The sequence below is a fragment of the Acaryochloris marina MBIC11017 genome, from assembly GCF_000018105.1.
GTDB lineage: Bacteria > Cyanobacteriota > Cyanobacteriia > Thermosynechococcales > Thermosynechococcaceae > Acaryochloris > Acaryochloris marina.
On record NC_009925.1, the window covers coordinates 4,873,241 to 4,892,539 of the forward strand.

Annotated in this window: 14 protein-coding genes; 8 read left to right on the forward strand and 6 right to left on the reverse strand. The window is 46.1% G+C overall.

The genetic code is table 11. The features are described 5' to 3' along the window. Positions 1-83: 83 nt before the first annotated feature. Positions 84-1,244, reverse strand: a complete 1,161-nt coding sequence (locus tag AM1_RS21935) for a DegT/DnrJ/EryC1/StrS family aminotransferase (protein ID WP_049783845.1) — start codon at positions 1,242-1,244, stop codon at positions 84-86. A gap of 2,344 nt (positions 1,245-3,588) precedes the next feature. Here AM1_RS21935 and AM1_RS21940 point away from each other — a divergent pair. Beyond that, positions 3,589-6,084, forward strand: coding sequence for a GumC family protein (locus AM1_RS21940; protein ID WP_238549039.1), 2,496 nt, complete (start codon positions 3,589-3,591; stop codon positions 6,082-6,084). Between the two features lie 41 nt (positions 6,085-6,125). On the opposite strand, the gene AM1_RS21945 is transcribed toward AM1_RS21940, so the two are convergent. Continuing rightward, entirely contained in the window at positions 6,126-6,437 is a 312-nt protein-coding gene (locus tag AM1_RS21945; RefSeq protein ID WP_041660122.1) for an ArsR/SmtB family transcription factor, read from the reverse strand. Positions 6,438-6,516: 79 nt separating this feature from the next. Between AM1_RS21945 and trxA the strand changes: the two genes are divergently transcribed. Both trxA and AM1_RS21955 read left to right on the forward strand, forming a co-directional pair. Then, positions 6,517-6,840 carry a thioredoxin gene (trxA, locus tag AM1_RS21950; RefSeq protein WP_012165089.1) on the forward strand — a complete coding sequence of 108 codons (324 nt, stop codon included), beginning with the start codon at positions 6,517-6,519 and terminating at the stop codon, positions 6,838-6,840. Positions 6,841-6,958: 118 nt separating this feature from the next. Next, a complete protein-coding gene (locus tag AM1_RS21955; RefSeq protein WP_012165090.1) occupies positions 6,959-8,059 on the forward strand; it encodes an alkene reductase in 1,101 nt (366 codons plus the stop codon). Between the two features lie 139 nt (positions 8,060-8,198). On the opposite strand, the gene AM1_RS21960 is transcribed toward AM1_RS21955, so the two are convergent. Together AM1_RS21960 and AM1_RS44020 are read right to left on the reverse strand one after the other, a co-directional pair. Further along, entirely contained in the window at positions 8,199-8,675 is a 477-nt protein-coding gene (locus AM1_RS21960; protein WP_012165091.1) for a nuclear transport factor 2 family protein, read from the reverse strand. 235 nt (positions 8,676-8,910) lie between these two features. Continuing rightward, a complete protein-coding gene (locus AM1_RS44020; protein ID WP_012165092.1) occupies positions 8,911-9,042 on the reverse strand; it encodes a hypothetical protein in 132 nt (43 codons plus the stop codon). Here AM1_RS44020 and AM1_RS21965 point away from each other — a divergent pair. Further along, positions 9,041-10,297, forward strand: coding sequence for an ABC transporter substrate-binding protein (locus AM1_RS21965; RefSeq protein ID WP_049783766.1), 1,257 nt, complete (start codon positions 9,041-9,043; stop codon positions 10,295-10,297). The genes AM1_RS44020 and AM1_RS21965 overlap by 2 nt on opposite strands. A 39-nt stretch (positions 10,298-10,336) precedes the next feature. Beyond that, complete coding sequence (locus AM1_RS21970) at positions 10,337-12,445, forward strand: pentapeptide repeat-containing protein (protein ID WP_012165094.1); 2,109 nt, start codon at positions 10,337-10,339, stop codon at positions 12,443-12,445. 30 nt (positions 12,446-12,475) lie between these two features. Here the strand turns inward: AM1_RS21970 and shc are convergent, their stop codons facing one another. Further along, complete coding sequence (shc, locus tag AM1_RS21975; RefSeq protein ID WP_012165095.1) at positions 12,476-14,395, reverse strand: squalene--hopene cyclase; 1,920 nt, start codon at positions 14,393-14,395, stop codon at positions 12,476-12,478. 320 nt (positions 14,396-14,715) lie between these two features. On the opposite strand from shc, the gene AM1_RS21980 reads away from it, so the two are divergent. Next, positions 14,716-15,582, forward strand: coding sequence for a DUF928 domain-containing protein (locus AM1_RS21980; protein ID WP_049783767.1), 867 nt, complete (start codon positions 14,716-14,718; stop codon positions 15,580-15,582). 84 nt (positions 15,583-15,666) lie between these two features. Here the strand turns inward: AM1_RS21980 and AM1_RS21985 are convergent, their stop codons facing one another. Further along, positions 15,667-16,677 carry an AI-2E family transporter gene (locus AM1_RS21985; protein WP_238549040.1) on the reverse strand — a complete coding sequence of 337 codons (1,011 nt, stop codon included), beginning with the start codon at positions 16,675-16,677 and terminating at the stop codon, positions 15,667-15,669. 122 nt (positions 16,678-16,799) lie between these two features. On the opposite strand from AM1_RS21985, the gene AM1_RS21990 reads away from it, so the two are divergent. Then, complete coding sequence (locus tag AM1_RS21990; protein ID WP_012165098.1) at positions 16,800-17,342, forward strand: dihydrofolate reductase family protein; 543 nt, start codon at positions 16,800-16,802, stop codon at positions 17,340-17,342. A gap of 578 nt (positions 17,343-17,920) precedes the next feature. Further along, positions 17,921-19,243, forward strand: coding sequence for a S41 family peptidase (locus AM1_RS21995; protein ID WP_012165099.1), 1,323 nt, complete (start codon positions 17,921-17,923; stop codon positions 19,241-19,243). The last annotated feature ends 56 nt before the right edge of the window (positions 19,244-19,299 follow it).

A 19,299-nucleotide genomic window follows, 5' to 3' on the forward strand; every position in this document is an offset into this window, starting at 1 on the left:
AGACCTCATAGAAAATTTACGCCTGGCCGGAAGGATAGTTTTCCCATCGCTGTAGAGATGAAACTATCAAATTATCTCAACCCTCATGAGGCAAGGGATGAAATAATGGCAATGACGCGATCCAAATCTGCATCTGTCATGCCAGAACCAGACGGCAAGCAAATACCATTATTAAACAAATCTTCGGACACTGTACCGCCAATATGGTCGCATTGAGCAAACAGTGGCTGCAGGTGCAAAGGTTTCCAAACGGGTCGGGACTCAATTTGATGATCCCGTAGAGCTTCTTGGACCCTATTTCGGCTCACTCCAAATTTGCGAGGGTCAATCAGCATACAGGATAACCAGTGCGTTGCCCGTCCGAAAGTGGGCTCCGGCATTAAGGTTAACCCAGGTAATGACCCCAGATCTTGAAGATATCGATGATAGATGCGACGTCGGGCAGCGACTTTTTTGGATAAGAGCCTGAGTTGGCCCCGACCTATACCCGCTAAGACATTACTAAGACGATAGTTATATCCCAAGTGGGAATGTTGGTAATGAGGAGCTATATCTCTGGCTTGTGTCGACAAGAAACGAGCTTTGGCAATTAACGTGGCATCTTCTGAAACCAACATTCCTCCACCAGAAGTAGTGATAATTTTATTGCCATTAAAAGAGAACACTCCCAGTCGGCCAAAGGTGCCCGTAGCTTTGCCCTGATAGGTTGCTCCCAGAGATTCAGCAGCATCCTCAATCAGGGGAATATCGTACTCATTGCAGAGTTCTAAAATCGGTCCAAGATCCGCACTTTGACCGTATAAATGGACTAAGACAACGGCCTTTGGTAATTTACCTAGGCGAGCTCGCTGTCTTAAGGCCTGCGAGAGTAAGTTAGGATCCATATTCCAGGAGGTGCGTTCGCTGTCTATAAAAACAGGCACTGCCCCTTGATACAGAATCGGATTCGCGCTAGCAACAAAGGTTAGCGTCGAACAAAATACTTCGTCACCCGGTTCAACGCCTACCAGCTGCAACGCTAGATGTATGCCAGCCGTACCTGAACTCAGGGCTGCTGCATGGGAAATTCCCACTGCTTCACTAAATTCCTGTTCAAAGGCATCTAAATGTGGCCCTGCAGGCGCAATCCAATTGGTTTCAAACGCATTCACCACAAAGCCCAACTCATCTGTACCCAAATGTGGTGGAGATAGAAGAATTGGGGGTGCTGTTTTTTGGATATCAAGGTCTGAATGGTCAGCAATATTAGGTTCGCTGGTATCGGGAGTTCTATTATCTGAGGTTTCAGATTGAAAGTGTTGCAAGAAAAAGTTAACGGTATCTTGCTGAATCCAACCTTTTCGCACAGAAATTTCCCCAAATTTGAGATCAGACTGCTCCTGAACTTGGAGAATTTCAGAAATTTGACGTTCATCTAGTAGATCAGCTGCTTGCAGATATTGTCCAATAGGCTGATAAGCAGATTGTGTTAGGAGTTGTGGAAATTTATCTACAAAAAAATGGATGGTGGACGTTTTTAAGGTACCTTGCGAAGCTAGAATTTCGCCAATTTTGAGATTGTTGCATTCTGCCTGCGTTTGCAACGCTTTTTCAAGCTGCTGAGTAGAAACTAAGCCCGCTTTTTTGAGAATAGATCCTAATGGTTTGAATGGAGTTTTAGTGATAGAGCGATCTAAAGGAGTATGTAACATCGATTTAGCAATCTCATGAAGGAAATGAACATGGACGCACACGAGAAACTAATTTAGAACTGGGAATCCCATGAGACTTGAACAAAAGATTTCGCCATTAATGCACTCAATCTTCGTGAAGTCCTTTTAGTGCATTATTTTGGCTAGGTGATCTAGCCTACATAGTCACTGTTCTAAATTTTAGATATCTTGAGGAGCTGATATTGAGTGACATAAGAGGCTCTCACTCAGAAAAGACCGCACTCAAATGCCTTGTGACACTTCACTCCGCTTGAATGACCGATGCTCACTCCGTAACGACAGTAAGGATATGAGCAAGGGGGATGATTAGAATGTTTGAACTAGTTGCGTCACCAAAACCATCACCCCCCAGAATTGTTGATGTAAAGAATAAGTTGGACGCTTTTTTATTTCAAGTCTTGTGGAAATATGAAGTATCCTAAATCAAATCTACCATAATCTTTGTGTTCCTTGGCACAAGAAACTGTGCTTTCGTCACCAAGATTTACTAATGAGCATCTAACTATCTGTTTTAGGGCAAAAAATGGATGTAGATTTTTTTGTACTGAAAAGTGGTTTTATTTCAGGATCAAAATTTAATCTATACAGAATTACATGTACATATTTTTTTAAGATCAAGTAAAATACCTAATAAGCTTAAAATACCTACGGCTAGCACTAAAAATACTCAACACGATTGTTGAGATAGCCAAATTTGTAATATGAATAGCTATTTATATAACTATCACCCTAGTTATATCCTCAAAAAAGTAAGATTTTTTTGGTCGGAATTATTATTGAATTTAGAGATGTGATATGAAAATGATCTAATTTGAAATAAACTCGTTAATACACTCTAATAATATATCTTGAAAATAAAATTCATGAGAAGCTGAATGTCAAAATCATCTATCTATTAGAAAATAAGATTTATTTAATGGTTAGTAAATGAAATTATGTGCATTCTTCTTATACTCATTTACCATTTGTACTAATACCGTTCTAGGCGATGAGGTTTTACTCAGACGACTAAAAATAAAGACTTATAAAAATAGTGGTATTCCAATTCCCCGTAGGACTTCATACAATTTACCTCTTCCATTTGGAATGAATATGTAGCAGGTATCATTATTAGATTGTCAATGCCTTATACTTGTAAGATAAGAATCCATAAAGTCAGCAGATGTGAAAATCAAGTTAGTAAGACCAATGATTACTATAAAATAGTGGAGGGAAGACCATACAAATTTTGAATACTATTCAAAATGTATTTAATACAAGAGATATGTCAGCTTCTATAACGATAAATCTCACTATGCTTAGGTTAATTGGATAACTAACTTAGTAAGTCTGAATACTCTTAAGAGTGAACTTGGATAAATATGAAATAAGCAATCAACTGCCTTTTTGTAACTAGCAATACAATTGAGATTCAATTCAGCAAAATCTTGGAACAGTCGCTATGGTTTCTTTGAGAGTAAAATATCCCGAGCGAGTTCAGGAACAACTACTTCACTTCTAATACTAAGATGACAGAGTCAATAGAATTTTATTGATGAATGATAGTGATCAAGTCCAGCATAAATATCATCTATATTGGGACATGCATTCTCTTGAATGCTTTATCTGACTAACTAATGATTGAGCATCAGCTTAAACATGTATAAGTAAATATATCCGCTTTTTTAAAAGCTAGATAAAAATAAGAGTTAGAGCTGAGGAATTAGAAAATTATTAATGTCTTTTTCTACATTTTTTTGCACAATAGGAGTTGGCATCAGTGTTAGCCTCCCAAATCAGTAAATCAAGGAAATTTAGGCTAATCCTTCAACGCCATTGGCTACCATCTTCAGTAGCGTTCACTTTGGTGCTAACCCTCGGAACACTCGCAATAAAGTTGCTGTACCAGCCTCTCTATGTCGCTGAGGGCCAATTGCGATTTACAAAAGTGAACCCCATTTCTAAACTCACTACATTAGGTACCGAAATTGGGAATTTAGATCCCCTTGATTTAGAGGGCAGGCCCCTGGAGACCGAATCTGCTGTCATCCAGTCCACGCCCCTTCTGCAAACAACCTTAAACAAACTAAGTACCCAGGAGGATATCGATTACTCACTAGATCTCAAAGGTTTTCGGCAAAATTTTGTTATTTCAGATGTAAAGGGAACAGATATTCTCCGAATTACCTATAAATCCATTAATTCTGAGCATGCTGCTGCTGCAGTCAATCTACTCATGCAGGTTTATCTTGAAAACCATCTTCAAGACAATCGCAATTCTATTGAGACTGCTAGTAAATTTATCTCAGAACGAATTCCTCAATCAGAAAAGACTGTTCAAAATGCTGAAAGAGCACTCCGACAATTTAAGCAGAAAAATCAGATTGTAGATCTTAGTAACCGGGAGCAAGATGCCGAAGCAAAAATTGCTGAATTACAAGGAAAAATCAGTGACGCCCAAGCTCAAATTGCACAACTCCAAACTGAAGCCAATGTACTAAGTAATCAATTGGGCATGACGCCGCAACAAGCCATGGCAGCAGTTAGCCTAAGCCAATCTGCCGAGATTCGCGATGTGCTCACCCAGTTACAACAAACTGAGTCTCAGCTCGCCCTACAGACTAACCAGCTTACGGCTACTCACCCTACGGTTCTTGGTTTAGCCCGGGATGTAAACAAATTAAAAGCTCTATTCCAACAACGTGCTGAGAAAATACTGGGGACAAAAGTAGCCGCCCCTGAATCCTTGATTGGTTCCCTGCAAGAAGAGTTGACTGCTGATCTCGTCAAATTAGAGGCTCAAAGACAGGGATTAGTCAGTCAGGTCATTGCCCAATCAAACACTTTAGAATCCTATAAACAACAACTCAACATTTTCCCTGGCTTGGCAGAAAAGCAGCGAGAATTAGAGCGAAAACTAGAGGCAGCACAGTCTACCTATGCTTTACTCTTACAAAAACAGCAAGAGATTTTAGCTGAGGCAAATCAAACAGTAGGGAATGCGAGAGTTTTGGTACCAGCCCAAATTCCAAAGTCGCCAGTTACGCCGAATCAAGCAGACTATTTAGCAACCGGATTATTAGGGGTGTTAGCCTTCTTTGCTACTGCCTACATATTGGAAACTCTGGATAAATCCATTCGGACTGTCGAAGACGCCGTTCATCAATTTGAGTATCCTCTATTGGGGGTCATTCCCGCGTTCGGGAATTCTAATAATTCACTATTTTACGATGGGGGATTACAACAGTTAGCTCCTAAACTTTTCCTCAGAGATTTTCCTGATTCACCAGTCAGTAACGCCTTTCGAATGCTACAAGTTAGCCTAAAATCGGTACAAACGGGTCGCCATTGCCAAACTTTAGTGGTGACGAGTACATCACCCCAAGAGGGTAAATCAACGGTGGTCGCAAATTTGGCTATGGCCCTTGCCCAGGCAGGAAATCAAGTTCTGGTTGTCGACGGTAATCTTCGAAATCCGTTTCAAGACCGTATGTGGGATGTCCTGAATGAATTCGGTTTAAGCAATGTCTTGTTTGGACAAGCTGATTTAGATTCAGCGACTCAATCGGTCACTGCCCATGTGGATGTGATGACAGCGGGTAATCTTCATGCCAATGCCATGGGGACCTTAGAATCCAAACACATGACTGTAATGCTAAATGCAGCAAAGTCCATTTATAACTACATTCTAATTGATGCGCCTTCGTTAAATTCAGCTGCAGATGTATCCATTTTGGGAGGGCAAGCGGATGGCATTGTGATTGTGGTTAAACCTGGTATTGCTAACCTTCCTAATATAGCTGCCGCAAAAGAGCTATTGATGCGTTCTGGGCAACGAGTCACGGGGCTAATTATCAATGGGGCTTTATCACAGGATCAACCCTATGGAGACTTCCAAGTTCACCCCATGAACGGTCAGGTGCCCCCCCAACCATTGCCAACCCCATCCCCTAGTATTTCGTTCAATCAAAATCCTTTCCCCAATTACACCCCTGAAGCCCCATCGCAGGTTTTAGTGCAGTCGAATGGCCCAACCCCAGAAGAACTCCCGTTGCGGGATTTGCAAGATCAAGTTGAACATTTGCGGGCAGTCTGGATTCGATCGGTTCAGTTTGTAGATGAACAAGAAGAAGAGCTTGTTCAACTGCACCATACAGTGTCTGACCTACAAGAGCAGATCCGCGACGCAGGAGGTTACTCCCACAGTTCTTCGGCAGCGACGGATCTGATTCGGTTAGAACTTCGGTTGGCCCATGAAAAAGAACGGTTACGCTTGTTTGAAAAAACTTTGGCTGGGCAACGGCAACGTTTACAGTCCCAGCAGGCGGTTTTTCAACATCACCTAGGACTACTTCAGCGACGTATAAAACGGATTGTAGGCCATCTCGATTAGATATCAGCATTTTTGGGTAACGGCTATATCTTAAGAGAACACTAGGCTGAAGCGCTGAGGCTACCTAAAACAGACGCTAATAAACCAGGGAATAGGTTATCAAGTTCTTCTCGCCGCAGAGAATTAAGATGTTGAGTCCCTTCTTTGCGCGAATAAATCACACCGGACTCCCGCAAAATTTTGAAATGATGGGAGAGGGTGGACTTAGCAATTTCACAATCGAAGGCATTGCAGGTCAATTCACCTGAGGCGGCCAGTTGATTCACAATATCTAATCGCACTGGATCTCCCAAGGCGTATAACACTGCCGCCAAGGAGATTTGCTGCGGTTCTGGGTGGAACAAAATTTTCATAGTTGCATTATGCCATGGGATGATTTATATTTTAATTGTTCGAGATTCTCGAATATACGAACAATAAGGAGGCCCCATTATGTCTTCTACTACTGCTATCAATGACACCACCTTTACTGCAGAGGTGCTTGAGAGCCAGCAACCCGTTCTCGTCGATTTTTGGGCCCCTTGGTGTGGGCCTTGCCGTATGGTCGGTCCCATCGTTGATGACATCGCTGCGGACTACCAAGATCAAGTCAAAGTCGTTAAGTTCAATGTGGATGAGAGCAGTGATGTTGCCAGCCGATATGGCATTCGTAGCATTCCAACGCTGATCGTCTTTAAGGAAGGCCAACCCGTTGAAACGCTGGTAGGGGCATCTCCTAAAGCAACCTTGGTTGAATCCTTAGACAAACATTTGTAAGACGCCTGATTTTTCGTTCCTGACGGTAAGGCGAAGCGCGCGCCGCCTTACCGTTTACTTTGTCCTGCTTGGCAGGCAAGTTCAGTTCTTATACTCCAAACCAACAGGGAGAGTTCCAATGTCAATTTCATCCGTGTTCGAACCCATTCGTCTGGGTGCGGTTGACCTCCGCAACCGCATGGTAATGGCACCGTTAACCCGAGGTCGATCAGGACCAGATCGAGTTCCCAACGCTTTAATGGCTGAGTATTACCAGCAACGGGCGAGTGCGGGTCTGATTATTACGGAAGCGACTCAGGTCTCTGAGCAAGCGGCGGGCTGGTCTGAAACGCCAGGGATCTACTCTGAAGCCCAAATACAGGCTTGGCGCCAGGTAACAGATGCCGTCCACCAGCAAGATGGCAAGATTTTCCTGCAAATTTGGCATACAGGACGGGCCTCTCATCCAGATTTTCAGTTGAATGGGGCACGACCGATTTCTGCCTCGGCGATTAAGCCAGCAGGTGAAGTCCATACTCCGCAGGGTAAGAAACCATTTGTCACCCCCAGAGCTGTGAGTCTGGACGAGATTCCAAGCATTGTTCAAGATTTTGCTCAGGCCACTGGCAATGCTCGAAAAGCGGGATTTGATGGGGTTGAAATCCATGGGGCTAATGGATACTTAATTGATCAGTTCCTTCGAGATGGCACCAACGAACGGCAAGATGCCTATGGGGGCACGATCGAAAACCGTACCCGGTTTCTGTTAGAAGTTGTTGAGGCAGCGGTAGCTGTCTGGAGTGCTGATCATGTAGGCGTTCGACTTTCTCCTACGAATGCCTTTAATGACATGAGAGATAGTAATCCGATCTCAACCTTCACACATGCAGCTCAAGCCCTCAATACTTACAATTTGGCCTATCTTCATGTCCTTGAAGCCTTGCAAGGGCATATGCTGGCAGTGGAAGGCGAGCGGGTGACTCCCTATATCCGACAGGTTTTTCAAGGTCCGCTGATGATCAACGGTGGCTATGATGCAGTCAGTGGTGCGGCTGCGATCGCAAACCAAGAAGCCGATTTAGTCGCCTATGGCGTCCCGTTTATTGCTAACCCTGACTTACCGGAACGCTTTGCAAAACAAGCCCCCCTCAATGAACCCGACCCATCCACGTTCTATACCCGGGGGGCAGAAGGCTATACGGACTATCCATTTTTAGATCCACTAATAACTGCCGCATAGCATTGGGCTTTTTATCCTGATACTTTCCTAGAACGTCTCGTGGTTTCCCGTTGGGGCACTACGAGGCTTTTTTGATCGGTGAGTTTGCACCTAAAAATTAACGGTGTATTTTTTAGGTGCATTGTCTAAATCGGGGCCATTACAACCCTAAGTCGGATAGGCCAGGATGATCGGCAGGACGGGGGCCTAAGGGCCAGTGGAATTTGCGATCGCCCTCCTGAATTGGCAGATCATTGATACTGGCAATACGGCGTTTCATAAGACCTAGCTCATTAAACTCCCAGTTTTCATTCCCATAGGCGCGAAACCAACTCCCCGAATCGTCATGCCATTCATAGGCAAAACGCACAGCAATTCGGTTATCGTGGGTGGCCCAGAGTTCTTTAATCAGACGATAGTCCAATTCTTTCGCCCACTTGCGCTGCAAAAAAGCCACAATTTCGGCACGACCTGAAACAAACTCAGCGCGGTTTCGCCAAACACTATCAACGCTATAGGCCAGAGATACTTTTTCAGGATTACGACCATTCCAGGCATCTTCGGCAAAGCGAACTTTAGCGGTTGCAGATTCGATATCAAAGGGAGGCAAAGGGGGTTTTGCAATATCTTCAGGCATAGAAAAACGATTCAAAGTAGAAAAACAATGAGCCTGGAGGGTTGGCTGGATTGCGGATTAGCCAAACCTAGAGCCACACTCAGTCCCCAAGGATAGGGAGTTCTGTTCCCTTAAAGGGTAGTCTATGATTCAAAATGCGATTTCCGAGGTAACATGGGCCGACATTTTACGCCTTAAGTCGTATTGAATTTTCTCAAGGGGCGTCTTTGAATAGAGGGGTTTAGTCTAGAACGCTTCAGCCAGTAAAGTCTCCGCTATCAGTGCTGAGTCGTTGAGACCCATAAACCAACCCACTATCCGGGAGACAAGCGTTATCGTCTTTAGAGAAGTGGCGATCAGCAAATGGATTGTTTTGGCTAGCCACCATGGCTTTCTCTCAAAGTAGAAGACAGTGTTTATCCATCATCCTGCTCATGGCCTTGGGATGGCTACCTGGATGTCAACTGCCTCGCCAGACTATACCTAATGAGGGAGCTTCGGGTAGCACGATTACCTTCGGTTCAGTCTTGGCTTTAGCTGGACAAGAAGAGGGGCTGGGCAATCGTATGAAGATCGGTTTAGAAACAGCCTTGAAGGATCAAAAAGTGAAAGGGCGATCCATTCGTCTGATCTTCAAAAACGACTATTACGAACCGGCTAGCACTCGACAAGCCACCCAAGAAATCATCCAAGACCAGATCTTTTTAATGATTGGCAATGTGGGGACACCGACGGCAAAAGTATCTCTCCCCATCCTGGCAGAACAGAACATTCCTGCGGTCGGTTTTTTCACCGGCTCGGGAATTTTGAGACCCGGCAAAGGCCCCATCGTCAACTATCGTGCCAGCTATGCGCAAGAAATTAAGGCGGTGGTTCAACTGGCAATTCGCAATGGAGTAACGCCTGAACAAATCTGTGCCTATGTCCAGAATGACAGCTATGGCATGTCTGGTTTAGCAGGGTTAAAGTCAGCCCTCATCGCGGCAAAGGGCGATGCAGCGATTATTCAATCCTTTGAAAAGATCCTCACCATGGCAGGGGATAATCCCCAACGTAATCATATTGGCCCTGTTGGGGTCTATGCGCGCAACACGCCGAATGTAGTCCCTGGTTATCAGTCCATCAAAGCCTGGGAAAAAACCAGTGGCGTCAAGTGCCGCCTCATCGTCACAGTCGGCTCCTACAGTAACATTGCTCGCTTTGCCAGCCACCTTCAACAGCAAGGTGAAAAAAGGATTATCTCAGCAGTTTCCTTTACCGGAGGCGATGATTTTATGCTCGATTTAGAAGAGTATGGCATTCGCGACCGCGTGATCATGACTCACGTCGCTCCTCTCCTGGATTCCAACCTGCCCATCGTTCAAGAAGCGAGAACGAAACTGGAGAATGAATTTGGCCATGTCTCCTTAGAAGGGTACATTGTGGGCAAAATGACTCTGCGTATCTTAAAAGATATTCCAGGAGAAATCACACGCGAAAGTTTTATGCAGCAAGTTGCCCGTTCTCAGTTTGATTTAGGAGGCGTCACGATTAATTTTGTTGAGAACCATAACCAAGGGTCAAATTTAGTGATCTTGAGCTACTTAACCCCTGAAGGATTCAGAACTTTAGACGCTGCAACCTTCAAAGCAATGCTCCAATAACAGGAGGTTAAGTGTGCATCCTACTAGACAGTGACGTTGATGAGTAAAACACCCCCAGGAGAGGACCCCCATCCCCACTATCCAAAGCCAGAGCTGAATCCAACGCTTCTAGAAGAGAACGAGGGTCAGCCCTTGGTAGAGAGCTTTCAGCGAGTTAATTTAATCTCCGAAGATTACCTGCGGTTAGCCGTCATTCAACAGGAAGCTAGCCAATTTCAGCTTTCTTTAGCCACCTATATTCATCAACTCGAACAATATAATCAGGCGCAACAGTCTACTAGCCCTCCCAAACCCCCTCTCCTCAAGCCGTTTTCGATTCTGGATGCCAAGGTAAGTGATTTTGTTGCTTGGCTTGAAATGATTTCGATCATCAAGCTGGCAACGGTCCTGGGGGAAGCAGCTATTCTCATTGCTTTTATTTCCTATCTTTTCTCTATCCCTTACCAACAGCAAAAGAAGATAGAAGATGCGCGGAATGTTCTAGTCGATCAAAAGGGGCAACAACATAGTGATGGCAGAATAGCGGCCCTCAAAACCCTCGATTCACTCTGCGCGAGTAATGCTGGCCTGCAGGCCCCCAAAGCCCAAATGGTTAAAATTCAACTGAATCAATGCCATAAACCCTCGGTCAGTTTCCGTAGTATTCAGCAATGGCCTTTCAAATTTTTCGAGCATCAAGGGATTGATTTATCCCATGCCAACTTAGAACAAGCCAATCTTGCCCATGCCAATCTCGAAAAAGCTAACTTAAAGGGCAGTAATTTAAAGGGAATCAACCTGAGTGAAGCTAATCTACAGGGCGCAAATCTGCAAGGGGCCAATTTAGAGGGAGCCAACCTGGAAGGAGCCAACCTGCAAGGGGCTAACTTTACGGATGCAGTATTGCATAAAAGCTTACTCAATAATGCCAACTTCACGAAGGCCAATCTAACCCGGGCAAAAATGCACCAGGTTCAAGGAATATGGACCAAATTCAACCATGCAATCCTCCATCGTACTGATTTATACCAAGCCAACTTGAATCGTTCCATCCTCAAGGGGAGCGATTTGTACAAAGCCAACTTGGAGAATAGCTCCCTCCAATCGGTAGATTTTTTAGACGATGCCAACTTGCGATCGACGAACTTAAGAAATGCCGATCTCTCTAAAGCTAGCTTTTGGGCACTCCATCAACTCAAACGGGCCAAGCACTGGCAGTCTGCCATCAAAAGTCCAAATTGGATGCAAACCATTGCCCGTCCTCGCTCACCTCGCTTACGAATTGGCCTGATCAAATCAGCCGATAGCACGATCTTTAAAGCCTATGAATTGGGGATGCGGCGGGCTGCCAATCGGCGGGTAGAAATTTGGAGTTTGCTATCCCCCTCCGGGGTTCAAAATGAAGCCCAAACTATTCAGGAACTGATTGATTCCGGGATTGATGCCATTGTGTTGTCTCCAGAGGATCCATTAGGGTCTATCCCAGCTCTTGAAAAGGCTTATCAAGCGGGCGTGGTGGTGATCACAGTGGATTTTTGCTTCGATAAAGAAACCGCAAAAGATATGGTGTTTGCCTGTTTCAACACCAATAGCTTAAAGATGGGAGCCGATTCGGCAGAACACCTCACCCAATGGGCGGCGACCCATCTCCAGGATCAGCCTTTAAATATTGGTGTGGTGGATAGTGCGGAATATGAACGGTATTATCCCAACTATCAAGGCTTCCTCAACGGCATGGCGGCTTCCGACGTTACCTGGAAAGAAGTTTCGTCCGTAGATGCAATTACTCAAGCTGACATCGCTCACATTAAAGAAATGCTATCGGAGAATCCTCAGATCAATATCCTATGGGGGGGATCCAACTTGGCCACAGAACTGTCTGTGGCAGCAGTGGAAGACTTAGGATTGCAAGCAAAAGTCAAAGTTTTTGGCATTCTAGATTTATCAAAAGACAAGGCTCGAATGCTGTTAGATCCCAACAGTCCTCTACAATCAATCATCGATCAGGCAGGCGTCAAAATCGGCTACAAAGCCGTCCATACCGCTGTGGAAGTTTTAAGACACAAAAAAACTCAGTACACTGAATATCCGATAGACCACCGGCTATTGACCCAGACCGATAAAGCGGCTGTCAAAGAGCTATTAACTGAAGCCAATAGCATTCAGTAACCCCATTTATGGGCCTCATTCTCAGATGACCTAACTCTTTTGTTGCAACATGGCCTGGTACCTGCCCAAAGCCGTTAAGGGAAAATGCTGCTGGTAAAGGTGATATTTCAGATAGAAATGGCCGGGAAAACCAGTCCCTGTGAAATAGTCTTCATCCCAAGTGCCATCCATCTTTTGCGTCGTCGTGAGGTAATTCACGCCCCGCTCAATTGCAGCCTCGGCATAGACAGAGGTCGCTTCCCCCGCCGACAATAGCCCCATAATAGCCCAAGCCGTTTGGGAGGCTGTGCTAGGACCTTGGCCTTTAAGCTTAGGGTTATCGTAGCTGGCACAAGTCTCGCCCCAACCCCCATCCGTATTTTGGCAACTTACTAACCAAGCTGCTGCTTGCTGAATTTGGGATTGCCAGCCCTGGGGATCGATCAAGGCTAGAGCAGCCAGTACGCCACTCGTGCCGTAAATATAATTAACCCCCCAGCGTCCAAACCAGCACCCCTCCGGTTCTTGCTCAGTTCGCAAATATCGAAGGGCTCGATCCACACTGTTTTTCCCTGTTGTTTGATGGCAACGACCGATCATTTCTAACACTCGGGCCGTGACATCGGCAGTATTGGGGTCAATCATGGCTTTCAGATCCCCGTAGGGCAAGGCGTTCAGCCAGTCTTGATCATTATTGATATCAAAGGCAGCCCACCCTCCAGGACGGCATTGCATCGTGGCAATCCAGTTAACGGCTCTGGCAATGGCTGCATCCTTAGCCTGCTCGTCCGGTAGCTGGACTTCGTTTAAGGCCATGACCACAACGGCGGTATCATCCACATCGGGATAAAAGCGATTGTCAAACTCAAAGGCCCAGCCCCCAGGTAAACCCCCTGGATTTTTCACGGACCAATCTCCGTAATCTAGGATTTGCTTATTCAGCAGCCATTCTCCCGCTTTCACTAGGGCAGGATGATCGGGCGCTAACCCGGACTCAGCCAGCCCTCGCACGACCAAGGCCGTATCCCATACAGGAGAGATACAGGGTTGAATCCAATATTGGTCTTCGGTTTCGAGGGCAAAGGCATCCAGAGCTGCCATGCCCCGTTCAATAATCGGATCGTGGACATCATAGTCCAGGGCCTTAAGACCCAAAAGAGAATTGAGCATGGCCGGGATAATCCCTCCCCAATCCCCCGTTGCTTCTTGACGTTCCAAAATCCAACGTTCAGCAGCGCGAATTCCTTCTTCTCGAAAGGGGACAAGATTGGTCGATTCAGCAAATTTGAATAGGCCATCTAAATAGATAAAGGCATCGGTCCATTCGTTGCTGAGGGGCAGATCAAACTGGGCGCGATGGCGGCCTTCTACATAGAGTTCATCCAAGTTGAACCCAGCTTCCACGGCATAGACTGGCTCCCGATCCATCACGATCAGCAAGGGGACGGTGCTGCCCCTGGCCCAACTCGACATCTCATAAATGGTGAAAGGAAACTGTTCGGGCAACAACATCACCCAGGGCGGAAGAGAGGGAATCCCTCGCCATTCATAGCAGCCAATCAGGGCTAAATGCAGCTTGGTAAACACGCGGGTGCGGCTAATTCCCCCATGCTCCAAAATAAACTGCCGTGCCCGCACCATGGCCGGATCTTCCATGGGCACGCCTAAGAGCTTCAGGGCCATGTAGGCTTCGACAGAGACGCTGATTTCTCCCCCGTCGTCGAAGTAGAGTTCCCAGCCACCGTGGTCTCGCTGTTGCGATCGCAAATATGTTTCCACCTTCTCCAAGGGCCGACTACGATCTGTTCCCCAAATCTTGTGCAGCAGCACCACTTCAGAAGTAATCGAAACATTGGATTCAAGCTCTGCCCACCAATAGCCCGTCTCGTCTTGTTGGGTGAGCAGATAGCTTTGCGAAGCTGCGATCGCAGCTTCAAGGGTTTTGGGATTCACTCTGTCTCGAACAGCCATAGCGCTTAAAACTCAGTCAATTGTGACGACGGTCGATTCATCTTACCGGATTCCGCAAAGGTACAGCACGATGGTGGTTCCACTCTCCTATCTGGAACACATTCTTGGGGGAAGGAGTCTATTTAAATAACCGTTTCCCCACTCACATCTCCCAAAACCCTGTACTCAAGCGATCGCCTTCCGACATTCTCCCTTCAATCCGTGAAGCGGTCAGGATATCGCTTGGGTATGATGAGGGAGTGCTTAGTGTCTGGAACATTTTGCAAGCTCCCCTTGAACCGTTCTGCACCCAACATTTTGAGAGGCCCAGCTGACTAACAATGTCTAAATATTGTTCTACCCCTGCAACACGGATCGCGACCTTAGCAGTGGGAGGCTTAGTGGGAGTTCTATGGTCTGCCTTACCGAGCCATGCTGGATTTAAGCCACCTGGAGATCTATCAAAACCTGGTAATCGTCGAGGGCTAGCGACACGAGCCGTCGAGCCCAGGAAAGGGCCATTAAACGAAAGTACACCTCGACGACCTTCCCGAGTGGTTCCGATTCCGTTACCCAGACCGGATGCACCCCCCATCTGGGAATTACCGGATGACCCTGCCATTTCGCCAGAACCGGGCCAACCCAAAACCTGTACGACCAGTGGTCGCCCCACTCTCACCACATTGGTGCCCAAAAGCAATATAGGCTTCAGTGCAACAGCTTATCCCACCTTTTATTGGTTTACTCCCACCCATAGTTACCGGATTGTTCAGTTCAGTTTGTACGAGGTGGGGGCTAACGGTCGCTCTAAGAAAGAAGTCTATTCCACGACTTTCCAGGCTTCAGGCCAAGCAGGGCTATCCAGAATTGCGATTCCTGATCAAGCCTCCACCCTCGCCTTAAAACCCAAGACAGATTATCAATGGGTCGTGGGACTCTTCTGTACCCGTAAAGGCCGAAATGGCATCATCGCCAATGGTTGGATTCGCTATGTACCGCCGACACCAGAAGTGGCTAAAAAGGTCTCAAAATCTAAACTCAGGGACCAAGCTGATGCCTTTGCTGAAGCGGGCTATTGGTATGACGCGGTGCAGGCCTTAGCTGCCGCACGCCGGGAGAAACCTGAGGATAAACGTCTCAGTAAGATATGGAAAACACTATTTGAAGCAGATGCCGTTCAACTGTCGGGGATTGCTGCTCAGAAATAGCCCAGTTCCAATAACATCTAGAGCATTGTCTAGGTGCATCCCTATGTTCTCAAGGGCAGTACGGAGGACTGGCATAGCGCTCTCTCACTTCAACCTGAATAATTTACGGATGGGTCGTGATGATCTGGCTTCTAGGGAGGTGATCAACTCATACTCTCCTGGGCGAAACTTTTTTTTAGAGGGTGTAATCCCTAAGGTAAAGGTTCCCACCTTGCGATCTAGCTCATTCGTTTCTCGAAACACTTGGATGGGGGGAATTTTGTCATCCTTGGTCTTGCCAAGATAGCGGAGGATATAAGTGATTTCAGAATCTCCTCGGAATTGCACATTGGCAATGCTGGGCAGTTTAGCCGTAAAAGCTAGTGTCTTGATTTCAGTGGAGAGTTCACTCAAATCCTCGGCACAGGGTTCTTCAGCATCGCTACTCCCCTCACAAATTTTGATGCTACTGACGCTGTTATTTAGACCCGCATCTTCAATGTCTCCTTCGTTGCGCTTGCTGACATCCTTAGGATCTGTCCAAACCGAAAAGATCTGCTCTTCGGACAGCGGTTTTTGATTACCAATTCCTTCCGGCGTTAACGTCACTCGATAGGTACCAGGCTGTAGGTCAACCTGATCCAGCTGCAGGGCCACTTCTCGTTTACCCTTCGGGACATCATAAACATTGCTAAACACCTCAGACTCTTGGTCAGGCTCTGGCCAATAATCCAGGGTGGCTTTAACCTGATTTGCTGTTTTACCTTTGCGGAGTTTTGCTCTGACTGTAAGGGTTTGAGTCTCTTCCAAGAAAGCAATCTCATGCTTTTTACACTGACCATCTACCGGCGATTTACAAACGGCCACATTGGTAAAGCGGACCAATTTCCCCCCGGTAATGCCAAGAGCAATGAATAAAATGATCACCGCCAGAAATATTTTCAGAAACCGAGACTTCAGCCAGGGCAAACGCTGATTGAGCCGATCCTGAATGGGAGGAGCCACAATGATGACGGCGAGTAGTGTAATGATAAAACCAAGCCACTCTCCTGAAATCAGCAAACCTAAACTCATCAGGAGCGCTATCACTGCTAGAAGCCACTGCAAAAATTTCATAGTTTTAGCAAAACATCACCAATCTTCCACCGTTTTATAACACTAAATTACCTATTTACTTTACTGAAAAAGTAATTAAGAACTCTGGGTAAAGTCAAAATTTAGCAGGTCATGCGTCACCTATGAGCACAAAAGTTTCTGTTTTTATTGCGACCAGCTTAGATGGATTTATCGCCAGAACCAATGGAGACATCGATTGGCTCAATGAGGCGAATGCAGCAGTCCCGGAGGGGGAAGATTGTGGCTATCAAGCCTTTATGGCCTCGGTGGATGTCTTGGTCATGGGGCGAAAAACCTATGAACAGGTTCTATCTTTTGGAGCGTGGCCCTATGGTCAAACCCGAGTCATTGTCTTGAGTCGAACTCCTATCCAATTCCCAGATGCTTTGCCTGCCTGCATTACGCACTCTGCAGACCCCCCACTCATGCTCTATAACCGCCTTGTCCAAGAAGGAGCCCAGCATTTATATATAGATGGTGGGGCTACAATCCAGCGATTTTTGGCGGCGGGTCTGATTGATGAACTCACCATTACCGTGATCCCTATTCTGTTAGGCGAGGGGATACCTCTGTTCGGTTCCTTGGCAAAAGAGATACCGCTGACCCACCTCAGCTCCTATTCCTATGACTTTGGATTTGTCCAACTTAAATATGCTGTTTCTTGAAATAGGCTCTCAGCTTTCGCAGATGCATGGACAGCATGGTGGTGCAATCTCAGATCTGTATTGCGGTAAGATCTCTCAGATGATCCCATCCTCATCACTGCCCCTTAACTCAAGGATGATGAGATCGTAAAGTTATGGCCAGCTGATCTCAGCACAATGCTTCAAGTGTTTGAATTCCTTTGAGAACTGCGTTTAAGAGTGATATAAACGATGCCGAACAGCTAAAATCTTCAATATCTTCTGGATATACCAAGATCACATCCCGCCGCGGCAAAGATGGAGCATGATCAAGACATCTCAACGGTTCATTAGTTAAGCCAAATCAGTTAAGACATTTGAGGAAGAAGATACCTGTAAACGCTGTCTCGTTATCATCAGTAGTCAGCATCGTCTCCATCCGTTAAGTGCGCTCTCCCATCCAACAAAGGAATTTAAGATCAAGAAGCAGATAACTCTAATCTTCAGGCTATCGGGAAACATCAGTTTTGACCGGTAGTCAGAGCCATCTCCCTCACCAACTTTAGGGTGATCCAGTCCTAACAATCCCAATATTGACCCATCAAACGCTCCTCACACTTATGGTTATTCTTCGACCCCAGGTTGCCCTGCTATCGACTGCCCTCTCAATTGCAACCCTCACAATCGCTTCCCCCACCCCTAAGACTTGGGCAGCCCCAAACTCCGACTCGTCCAAGGCCATCATTGACGAAGTTTGGCAGATTATCAAAAATGATTATTTAGATACATCCTTCAATGGTACAGATTGGCCTGCTATTCGCAGCCAATACTTAAACCGTACTTATACCTCCAAAGAAGAAGTCTATGATGCAGTTCGAGAAATGCTGGACCAACTTGAGGATCCTTATACTCGCTTTTTGGATCCTCAGCAGCTTAAAAACATGCAAATCAGTACTTCAGGAGAACTAACAGGTGTTGGGGTACAAATCACCCAGGATGAAAAGACGAAAGACATCACGGTCATTGCTCCGATTGAAGGCAGTCCTGCCGCCCAAGCAGGGCTCTTAAATCAAGATGTGATCATCCAAGTAGATGACACCAGCACCGAAGGGATGGATATTAATGAAGCGGTCCAGTTAATTCGAGGTCCCGTTAACTCTATCGTGACCCTCACCGTTTTACGGGGTCAGGAGCAGTTGAGTTTTAAGATCAAGCGGGCTCGTATTGAAATTCATCCAGTTCGATTTTCCTCTCAAACGAGTCCCTCTGGCCCAGTGGGCTATATCCGCCTCAACCAATTTAGCAACAAAGCCACTTCTGAGATGCGCGAAGCCATCCAAGACTTGGAAAAACAAAAGGTCACTGGATTTGTTCTAGACCTGCGCTTAAACCCCGGTGGATTGCTATATTCCAGCACTGAAATTGCCCGAATGTGGATGGGGGAAGGTACAATTGTGGCCACTGTGGACCGTGAAGGGGGCGAAGATAAACTCACTTCTGATAAAAACACCCTAACGGATAAGCCGCTTATCATCCTGGTGGATGGAGGGTCTGCCAGTGCTAGTGAGATTCTGGCTGGGGCCTTGCAAGATCACCAACGCGCCGTTTTGCTCGGCACTCAGACGTTTGGCAAAGGACTGGTGCAATCTGTACAGCCTTTAGAAGATAATTCGGGGTTATCTATAACTGTTGCCAAATACGTGACTCCCAAGGGGCGAGATATTCATAAAAAAGGTATTGAGCCCGATATCGAAGTAAAACTTACCGATAAGCAACGGAGCGACCTGTTCCAAAACCCAAACAAACTAGGCACAACTTCTGATCCCCAATATATGAAAGCTGTAGCCGAACTCAATAAGCAAGTTGAAAAACATCGTTGGGACAATGTCACCGTTGCCACTCAGTATCTGTGCTCATACCTAACATCCTTGATCGTGAATTAAGAATGTTTCGATCGCACCCGCTAAATCAGGCAATGCTACTCTCAGCAAAGGCAAGG